This is a genomic window from Pseudomonas sp. P4_C3 (assembly GCF_056402075.1).
In genome coordinates, this window is sequence record NZ_JBFUIC010000015.1 from 37,724 (window position 1) to 45,953 (window position 8,230).

Consider the following 8,230-nt stretch of genomic DNA (forward strand, 5'->3'; position numbering starts at 1 on the left):
GGTCAGTGATCCTGAGTGGTGGTGTCGACTGCGGTCAGAAATTCCAGCAGTGTCTGGTTGAAGTGTTCCGGCTGGTCCAGCGGCGTGGCGTGGCGGGAATCGGCGATCACCACCAGCCGCGCGTCGGGCAGCAGTTTTACGTAGTTTTCCTTCAGCGCCACCGGTGTGTAGTCACGGTCGGCGCTGACGATGAGGGTTGGACAGGTGACCTTCGAAAGTCGTTCCTGAACCCCCCAGCCGACAATGGCATTGAAGCTGGCGAGATAAGCATGTTTATCGTTTTTTGCCCAGCGTTCGGCCATCTTTTGTCGCAAGTCGGCCTGCTCGGGCTTCGGGAACAACTTGCCGCCCAGCGCCTTGCCGATGGCGCCCAGGCTAAGGGCGCGCATCAGGCTCCAGCGCTTGAACCACTGCCAGTAGTCATCGCGGCTGCGCAGTTTGACCTCGGGTGCGCTGTTGACGATGCACAGGCTCTTGAGCAGTTGCGGCTGATCCACGCCCAACTGGAAGCCGATCATGCCGCCCATCGACAGGCCGACATAATGTGCCGGGCCGAGATTGAGGTGTTCGATCAGTGCAATCAGGTCAGCGCTGAATCCGGCAATGCTGTAGCGCTCCCGGGGTTTGTCCGAACGGCCGTGACCGCGGACATCGGGGACGATCACCCGGTAGCGGGTGGCCAGTGCCGGGATCTGTTTTTCCCAGTCCAGCGTACTGGAGCCGAGACCGTGGACCAGCAGCAGCGGCGTACCGTGGCCATATTCCTCATAGTGCAGGTTGCAACCTTCGTGTTCGAAATAGGCCATGCATACACTCCGTGTCAGGCTTGTTCGGGGGCGGCGAACGGTGCGTCCAGTGGTGCGGTGTCAAACGTACGCAGCAGTTCGATGAGAATCTGCGTGGCCGGCCCGAGCGGTTTGTCCTTGTTCGAATACAGGTAAAAGCTCGGGTTACGGCTGCCGCCCTGATCCAACGGTAGCAGCTTGAGCGTACCTTCCTTGAGTTCCCGTTCGATCATGTGCCTGGGCAGCCAGGCAAACCCCAGGCCGCTGCTGACGAAGGTCGCAGCGGTGGCCAGGCTGCCAACGGTCCAGCGCTGTTCGGCACCGAGCCAGCCGACGTCTCGTGGTTGCTGGCGGCCCGAGTCGCGGATCACCACTTGCATCTGGCTTTCCAGGTCCTGGAAGCTCAGTTCGCGGTTGAGGCGGTGCAGGGGATGCTCCGGGTGGGCGACCGCCACGAACTCGACGTCGCTCAATTCCGCGCCCAGGTAACCGGGAATACTGAACCCGGTGATGGCCAGGTCAGCCACGCCTTCGAGCAGGACTTCCTCCACGCCCGACAGCACTTCCTCACGCAGGCGCACCCGGCAGCCACGGCTTTGCGGCATGAACGCGGTCAAGGCGCGGACGAGGCGGGCGCTTGGGTAAGCGGCATCGACCACCAGGCGCACTTCGGCTTCCCAGCCCTGCTCCATGTGATGGGCCAGGTCTTCCAGCTGACTGGCCTGTTTCACCAGTTGCCGGGAACGGCGTAATAGCACGCCGCCGGCTTCGGTCAGCACGGCTTTGCGTCCGTCGATGCGCAGCAACGGCACACCGAGTTGATCCTGCATGCGGGCCACGGTGTAGCTGACTGACGATTGCGAGCGATGCAGCGCCTCGGCGGCCTGGGCGAAACCACCGTGATCGACCACGGCTTGTAGCGTTCGCCATTGATCAAGGGTCACGCGGGGCGCTTTCATGTTGAGCTCCTCTTGTCCTAAGCTGGCAGCCCTTACTGGAGGCTGCTGAATGAAAAAAATCTGTTGTGTGATGCTGGCGCTGCTGCCGCTGACGGCGATGGCTTACCCGATCGACGTGAAGAAAGAACTCAACGGCATGAAGATCGATTACCAGACCTACGACACGGATAGCGACATCGGCTCCATTCAGGTGGCCAACTACGGCGACGTCGATGCCAGCTGCAAGGCCGTTTTCATCAATGGCCCGGAAGCACCGCGTACCCGCAAGATCGACGTACCGGCCGGCAAGCACAAAAATGCCACCGTCAAATTCACCCGTAGCATCATCAAGCTGCGCATCGAACTGTCCTGCACCCCGAAATGACGCCTGGCTCTTCTGCAGGAGCGAGCTTGCTCGCGATGCGGTGGGTCAATCGACACCACTGTGTCTGATACACCCTCGCGAGCAAGCTCGCTCCTACAGAGGCAGGGTATGCTGTGCTTATAAACGAATTTATCGATGGGTTATAGCAGTTATTTGCGCTTTTTCATCGATATGACTCTGTTTAACCTTCACTCCATCGACCTACAGCATTCTCAGATGGAGGCTACATCCCATGTCCCGCGTTCTGATCATCGAAAGCAGTGCCCGTCAGCAAGACTCGGTTTCCCGTCAACTGACCCAGACCTTCATCAGCCAGTGGAAAGCCGCTCACCCGAATGACCAGATCACTATCCGGGACCTGGCCGTCAAGCCGGTGCCGCACCTGGACATCAACCTGCTGGGTGGCTGGATGAAACCCGCCGAGCAGCGCAGCGACATCGAACAGGCGTCCCTGGAACGCTCCAACCAGTTGACCGACGAATTGCTCGCCGCCGATGTACTGGTGATGGCCGCGCCGATGTACAACTTCGCCATCCCCAGCACCCTGAAAGCCTGGCTTGACCATGTGCTGCGGGCCGGAGTGACCTTCAAGTACACCGAAACCGGTCCGCAAGGCTTGCTCAGCGGCAAGCGTGCCTACGTGCTGACGGCTCGTGGCGGGATCTACGCCGGCAGCACCGCCGATCACCAGGAACCGTACCTGCGTCAGGTCATGGGCTTCATCGGTATCCACGACGTGACATTCATCCACGCCGAAGGCATGAACCTGGGCGGTGACTTCCAGGAGAAAGGCTTGAACCAGGCGAACGCCAAGCTTTCGCAAGTGGCCTGATACGTTAATCGCCAGATAATCGCTGGATGGTCTAGTGACCTGGCGCAACCCTTCAAGCCTGTACGCGCATCGAACCTCCCTTCGCACTTGTTGCTCCTGAGTGCTCTGGCCCGATTGAACGCTTTAGCGAGATCGGGCTTTTTTTTGTCTGTGATCTGACGAACACCTACAAAACCCCTGTAGGAGTGAGCCTGCTCGCGATGRCKGAGTGTCAGTCGACAATGATGTTGACTGATCCACCGCWATCGCGAGCAGGCTCGCTCCTACAGGGACTTGCGTGTTTTCCGACAGCTTTCGGGGATCGCGATTCAAGGCAAAAACCGCTATCGTCGCCGCCATTCGAAATGAGGCGAGCATGGGCTATCTACTTTTTGTCACGCTGATCCAGGCGTTTTCCTTCAGTTTGATCGGCGAATACCTGGCCGGTCATGTCGACAGTTACTTTGCCGTGCTGGTACGCGTACTGCTGGCAGGGCTGGTGTTCATCCCGCTGACCCGCTGGCGCTCGGTGGAGCCGGCATTCATGCGCGGCATGCTGCTGATCGGCGCGTTGCAGTTTGGCGTGACCTACGTCTGCCTGTACCTGAGCTTTCGTGTACTGACGGTGCCGGAAGTGTTGTTGTTCACCATCCTCACGCCGCTGCACGTGACCCTGATCGAAGATGCGCTCAACCGTCGCTTCAATCCCTGGGCCCTGGTCGCGGCGCTGGTGGCGGTGGCGGGGGCGGCGGTGATTCGCCTTGACCGGATCAGTCCGGACTTCCTCATGGGTTTCCTGTTGCTGCAATTGGCCAACTTCACCTTCGCTGCCGGGCAGGTGCTCTACAAACACCTGGTCGCGCGCCACCCAAGCGATCTGCCGCATTACCGTCGCTTCGGCTACTTCTACCTCGGCGCGCTGGCGGTGGTGTTGCCGGCGTTTCTACTATTCGGCAAACAGAACTTCCTGCCCGAAGCGCCGCTGCAATGGGGCGTGCTGCTGTTCCTCGGCCTGGTCTCGACCGCTTTGGGGCTGTACTGGTGGAACAAGGGCGCGTGCCTGGTCAACGGCGGGACGCTGGCGGTGATGAACAACCTGCATGTGCCGGTGGGACTGCTGATCAACCTGCTGATATGGAACCAGCATGAAGAACTGGGGCGGTTGTTGCTCGGCGGTTCGGTGATTTTGCTGGCGGTGTGGATCAGTCGGTTGGGTATACGCAAACCTCTGGCCGTCCACTGAACCCTGGATAACCCGATATCCCTGTAGGAGCGAGCCTGCTCGCGATTGCGGTGGATCAGGCAACATCATCGTCGACTGACACTCCGCCATCGCGAGCAGGCTCGCTCCTACAATGAATTGTATGATTTCGAAAAATCACTTCGGCGCCAGTTGCCCCACCAGAAACTCGATAAACGCCCGGGTCTTCTGCGGCACCCGCCGCGCCGACGAATACACCGCGTTGATGGTGATCGCCGGAGCCTGCCATTCGCACAGCACCGGCACCAGCCGCCCGGCCGCCAGCGCATCTTCGACGATGAAGTCGGGCAGCAGGGCGATGCCCATGCCGGCTTCGGCGGCCTGGGCGAGCAGGTCGCCGTTGTTGGCGTGCAGTGGGCCGGTGACGTTCACCCGTTGGGTTTCCTTGCCATTGCACAGTTGCAGGCTGACACCGCTCTGCAGATACCCGTAGTTCAGGCATTGATGGGCGCGCAGATCCTGCGGAGTCTGCGGAACGCCGGCGCGTTCGAGATAAGCCGGGGACGCCACCATGATGCGCGGTGCGGGCGCCAGCTGCCGGGCGATCATCGTCGAGTCGGGCATGCTGGCGATGCGGATGGTTACGTCAAAGCCGCCCCGCACCGGATCGACCTGCTGGTCGCTGAGCACCAGTTGCAACTCGATGTTCGGGTGCTGTTCATGAAACAGCGGAATCAATGGCCCCAGCCGCCGAAGACCGAACGACATCGGCGCATTGACCCGCAACACACCGCGTAACTCGCCGATGCCGTCACGGGCGCGTTGCTCGGCCTCGTCCAGTGCCGCCAGCACCTCCCGTGCTGCGTCGAAATACTCGGCTCCGGCCTCGGTCAGGTGCAGGCTGCGGGTGGTGCGTTGCAGCAATTGCACGCCGATGGCTTCTTCCAGTGCCTGAATCTGTTTGCTGACTTTCGAGCGCGGCACGTCCATGGCCCGGGCGGCTGCGGCGAAGCCGTTCTCGCCGACCGTGACGACGAAGGCGCGCATGCATTCGATGCGATCCATATTGTCCCTATTTTAGAATCAATGATTCTCTATTTTAGGTAATTGTCCCTTTTATCGCTAGCCCCTAAAGTGACATCCAAGCCGACAACAACGCTGCTGAAGGCAAGGTCGACTAACCCCTTACCCATTCGAAGTATCGACATCAAAAGGAACGCGCCATGTCTATTCGTGAACTGCTCAACCCAACCAACTCCGCCCTGATCCTGATCGACCACCAGCCGCAAATGGCTTTCGGCGTGCAGTCCATTGATCGCCAGACCCTGAAGAACAACACCGTGGGCCTGGCCAAGGCAGCGAAGATCTTCAACGTGCCGACCATCTACACCTCGGTCGAAACCGAAAGCTTCAGCGGTTACATCTGGCCTGAATTGCTGGCAGTGCACCCGGAGCAAAAGCCGATCGAGCGCACCTCGATGAACTCCTGGGAAGACAAGGCACTGGTAGACGCGGTGAAAGCCACCGGTCGCAAGAAGCTGATCATTGCCGCGCTGTGGACTGAGGTCTGCCTGACTTTCCCGGCACTGGAGGCCCTGGCTGAAGGCTACGAGGTGTACATCGTCACCGACGCCTCCGGTGGCACCAGCAAGGAAGCCCACGACATGTCGGTGCAACGGATGATTCAGGCCGGCGCGGTACCGGTGACCTGGCAACAAGTGTTGCTCGAATACCAGCGTGACTGGGCGCACAAGGATACTTACGAAGCGGTGATGGAACTGGTGCTGGAACACAGCGGCGCGTACGGCATGGGCGTGGATTACGCCTACACCATGGTGCACAAGGCACCGCAGCGGCAGGTGAAGTAACCGAGAAAATTATCGCGACACCTGTGGGAGCGAGCCTGCTCGCGATGGCGCTGGGTCATTCAACAATGTTGTYGATTGACCCTCCCCCATCGCGAGCAGGCTCGCTCCCACAGTTTTTTTGGGTGTTACACCCTGCGTTTTTCCGCTTCGGGAATATGGCTCACGCCCAGCACCGCCGGCAATATCCCCGCACGCAAATCCGTTCCGCTCGGCTGCTGATACAGGCTCAAGCCAAACTCCGGCAGCACCGCCAGCAGGTAGTCGAAAATATCCCCCTGGATCCGCTCGTAATCAGCCCACGCCGTGGTGCGGGTAAAACAGTAGATTTCCAGCGGAATACCCTGGGCCGTTGTCTGCATCTGACGCACCATGCAGGTCATGTTCGGCTGGATCTCCGGGTGACTCTTCAGGTAGGCCAGTGCATAGGCGCGCAAAGTGCCGATGTTGGTCATCCGCCGACGGTTGGCCGACATGGCCGCGACGTTGCCCTGAGCTTCGTTCCAGGCCTTGAGTTCGGCCTGTTTGCGGGTCATGTAGTCAGTGAGCAAGTGCACCTGGGACAGCTTCTGCTCTTCGTCGTCACGCAGAAAGCGTACGCCGCTGGCGTCGATGAACAGACTGCGTTTGATCCGGCGCCCACCGGAAGCCTGCATGCCGCGCCAGTTCTTGAACGACTCGGACATCAGGCGCCAGGTCGGGATCGAGACGATGGTCTTGTCGAAGTTCTGCACCTTGACCGTGTGCAGGGTGATGTCCACCACATCGCCGTCGGCACCCACCTGTGGCATCTCGATCCAGTCGCCGACCCGCAGCATGTCGTTGCTGGTCAACTGCACGCTGGCGACGAACGACAGCAGGGTGTCCTTGTATACCAACAGAATCACCGCCGACATGGCACCCAGACCCGACAGCAACAACAGCGGCGAGCGGTCGATCAGCGTGGCGACGATGACGATCGCGCCAAACACGTACAACACCATTTTCGCCAGTTGCACATAGCCTTTGATCGAGCGGGTGCGGGCGTGCTCGGTGCGGGCGTAGATGTCCAGCAGGGCATTGAGCAGGGCGCTGACCGACAGCAGCAGAAACAGCAAGGTGAAGGACAGCGCGACGTTACCGAGGAAATTCAGACTGGTCTTGCTCAGGTCCGGCACCAGATTGAGACCGAACTGGATCACCAGCGAAGGCGTGATCTGCGCCAGGCGATGGAACACCTTGTTCTGCAGGAAATCATTGACCCAGTGCAAGGCCGGCTGGCGGCCAAGCATTTTTGCCGCGTGCAGAATGAGGTAACGCGCCACCCGTCCGAGGAACAGCGCAATTGCCAGCAGCAACAACAGCGACAGGCTGGAGTGCACGAGCGGGTGCTGGTCGAGGGCACCCCAAAGGTCCAGGACGTTGGTCCAGAGCTGTTTGATATCCATGGTCGAAAACGATTCTTCTGTAAGGCGCGAGAGGGGATTAGAGCATTTAAGGCGCTTTGTATTACGTTTCGGGAAAAATCAGGCAACAAAAAACCAACTGTTTACCGCCATTTGTATAAAGAAACTCGGCCTGAGCGCTCGAAACCGTTACCCTATGCAGCTGTTTTTTTGCATTTCTTCGAGGTAGCACCCGTGTTTTCCCAATTCGCCCTGCACGAACGCCTGCTCAAAGCCGTGGCCGAGCTGAAATTTGTCGAGCCAACGCCTGTGCAAGCCGCGGCCATCCCGCTGGCGCTCCAGGGGCGTGACCTGCGGGTGACGGCGCAAACCGGTAGCGGCAAAACCGCTGCATTCGTTTTGCCGATCCTCAACCGTCTGATCGGCCCGGCGAAAATCCGCGTCAGCATCAAGACCCTGATCCTGCTGCCGACCCGCGAACTGGCCCAGCAGACCCTGAAAGAAGTTGAACGCTTCTCGCAGTTCACCTTCATCAAGTCCGGACTGATCACCGGCGGCGAAGACTTCAAGGTCCAGGCCGCGATGCTGCGCAAGGTGCCGGACATCCTGATCGGTACGCCGGGCCGGATGATCGAGCAACTGAACGCCGGCAACCTCGACTTGAAGGAAGTTGAAGTACTGGTGCTCGACGAAGCCGACCGCATGCTCGACATGGGCTTCGCCGAAGACGTGCAGCGTCTGGTGGACGAGTRCACCAACCGTCAGCAGACCATGCTGTTCTCCGCTACGACCGGTGGTTCGGGTCTGCGCGAGATGATCGCCAAGGTCCTGAACAACCCTGAGCACTTGCAACTCAACGC

General features: G+C 59.8%; 9 protein-coding genes. 5 read left to right on the forward strand and 4 right to left on the reverse strand.

Annotated elements, in window-relative coordinates; all coding sequences use genetic code 11:
* Nucleotides 1–2: 2 nt before the first annotated feature.
* Nucleotides 3–806 carry an alpha/beta fold hydrolase gene (locus tag AC1DVH_RS05325; RefSeq protein WP_477752913.1) on the reverse strand — a complete coding sequence of 268 codons (804 nt, stop codon included), beginning with the start codon at nucleotides 804–806 and terminating at the stop codon, nucleotides 3–5.
* Between the two features lie 14 nt (nucleotides 807–820).
* The gene (locus AC1DVH_RS05330; protein WP_008018223.1) at nucleotides 821–1,744 is read right to left on the reverse strand and encodes a PA3225 family LysR-type transcriptional regulator; all 924 of its coding nucleotides are present in this window, start codon (nucleotides 1,742–1,744) and stop codon (nucleotides 821–823) included.
* A 49-nt stretch (nucleotides 1,745–1,793) separates the two neighbouring features.
* Between AC1DVH_RS05330 and AC1DVH_RS05335 the strand changes: the two genes are divergently transcribed.
* From AC1DVH_RS05335 to AC1DVH_RS05345, 3 genes are all read left to right on the forward strand, one after another.
* Nucleotides 1,794–2,108, forward strand: coding sequence for a 3-phosphoglycerate kinase (locus AC1DVH_RS05335; protein ID WP_477752914.1), 315 nt, complete (start codon nucleotides 1,794–1,796; stop codon nucleotides 2,106–2,108).
* Nucleotides 2,109–2,340: 232 nt separating this feature from the next.
* Entirely contained in the window at nucleotides 2,341–2,940 is a 600-nt protein-coding gene (locus AC1DVH_RS05340; protein WP_108218553.1) for an FMN-dependent NADH-azoreductase, read from the forward strand.
* Between the two features lie 355 nt (nucleotides 2,941–3,295).
* Nucleotides 3,296–4,162: a carboxylate/amino acid/amine transporter gene (locus AC1DVH_RS05345; RefSeq protein ID WP_477752915.1), complete on the forward strand. Its 867-nt coding sequence runs from the start codon at nucleotides 3,296–3,298 to the stop codon at nucleotides 4,160–4,162.
* Nucleotides 4,163–4,297: 135 nt separating this feature from the next.
* Here the strand turns inward: AC1DVH_RS05345 and AC1DVH_RS05350 are convergent, their stop codons facing one another.
* A complete protein-coding gene (locus tag AC1DVH_RS05350; RefSeq protein WP_108218555.1) occupies nucleotides 4,298–5,185 on the reverse strand; it encodes a LysR family transcriptional regulator in 888 nt (295 codons plus the stop codon).
* A gap of 158 nt (nucleotides 5,186–5,343) precedes the next feature.
* Here AC1DVH_RS05350 and AC1DVH_RS05355 point away from each other — a divergent pair, with 158 nt between their 5' ends.
* A complete protein-coding gene (locus AC1DVH_RS05355) occupies nucleotides 5,344–5,988 on the forward strand; it encodes a hydrolase (RefSeq protein ID WP_108218556.1) in 645 nt (214 codons plus the stop codon).
* Between the two features lie 125 nt (nucleotides 5,989–6,113).
* Here AC1DVH_RS05355 and AC1DVH_RS05360 read toward each other — a convergent pair whose 3' ends face one another.
* Nucleotides 6,114–7,412 carry a mechanosensitive ion channel family protein gene (locus AC1DVH_RS05360; RefSeq protein WP_477752916.1) on the reverse strand — a complete coding sequence of 433 codons (1,299 nt, stop codon included), beginning with the start codon at nucleotides 7,410–7,412 and terminating at the stop codon, nucleotides 6,114–6,116.
* 192 nt (nucleotides 7,413–7,604) lie between these two features.
* Between AC1DVH_RS05360 and AC1DVH_RS05365 the strand changes: the two genes are divergently transcribed.
* Nucleotides 7,605–8,230 (forward strand): DEAD/DEAH box helicase (locus tag AC1DVH_RS05365; RefSeq protein WP_477752917.1); only part of this gene is annotated, 626 nt, incomplete at its 3' end.